Genomic DNA, 880 nt, shown 5'->3' with positions numbered 1-880 from the left:
TTCCTGTGCCGCCTGCATCACGTCGTCCTATCGATCCGGGTCAGCCATACGGTGCGATTACGTTTCCCGTGATCGAGCCGAAATGGCCGTTCATCGATCCTATCACACTGAATACGGGTGGCATTCTCGAAGGTCAGAGCGTGCTGACGAGCGGCGGTATGGTCGAGATGCAGGACGCGCTTAAACCAGGCACGGTGGTTCACTGATGGGTAAGCGCTTCAAGGTCCGAGATAACAAGGCTATATACATCAACGCCATTGATTACAAGGATCAGAGACTGGTATCCGTTCGTCAGCAATACACGACGGCTAAGGAACCTGATGTGTGGAAGAACGGATATCAGGGGATTAGCCTGCCGTCGAGTCCTAAGGCGCTGCGCAAGCTCGCGGCTCACCTCGAATTGCTGGCTACTCGAATCGAGGCCGGTGAGCAAGAGTTCGAGGCAGTTGCTGATGAGCCTAAAAAGGAGAAGAAGTGATGGATCATNATCTTGATCTTGAAACGTTGAATCGCGTGCGCGTCAATCTTCTGGCTGTGATTGAAAACGCACCAGACGAGTACATGAATGGACTGCGCATTGCACTCGGTCTGGTGGTGCGCATGCACGTATTCGAAAAGGCACGGGGCGAGCTTCAAGCAGCGCTAGCCGAATTCGATGGCGCGATCAACACCGAGGAAGTACGCGCCGAGATTGCGCAGCGCGCAGTTGACATCACAGGAGCGGCATCTGCGTTCCACTCGGCAATGGATGAGGCAGAAACAGAAGCCCGATCCAAGACGCAAGAACTAGAAGACACGAGCCGAAAGCTGAAGGACGGCGGGCAGCATGTGTCAGAAAAGCCAGTCGGGCACCGTGTGTTTGATCCAGCTGTTTATGGCG

General features: G+C 54.6%; 2 protein-coding genes. Both read left to right on the top strand.

Going from position 1 to position 880, the window contains the following annotated elements; translation table 11 throughout:
• A partial coding sequence (locus AC1RPW_RS07650; RefSeq protein ID WP_481769388.1) for a hypothetical protein occupies positions 1-206 on the top strand: 206 nt, incomplete at its 5' end.
• A complete protein-coding gene (locus AC1RPW_RS07645) occupies positions 206-478 on the top strand; it encodes a hypothetical protein (protein ID WP_289875893.1) in 273 nt (90 codons plus the stop codon). The genes AC1RPW_RS07650 and AC1RPW_RS07645, both read left to right, overlap by 1 nt.
• Positions 479-880 lie beyond the last annotated feature (402 nt).

The sequence above is a fragment of the Dellaglioa sp. CoH-55-MRSF-8 genome (genome assembly GCF_056782195.1).
This window is presented reverse-complemented; position numbering and strand designations above follow the sequence as displayed.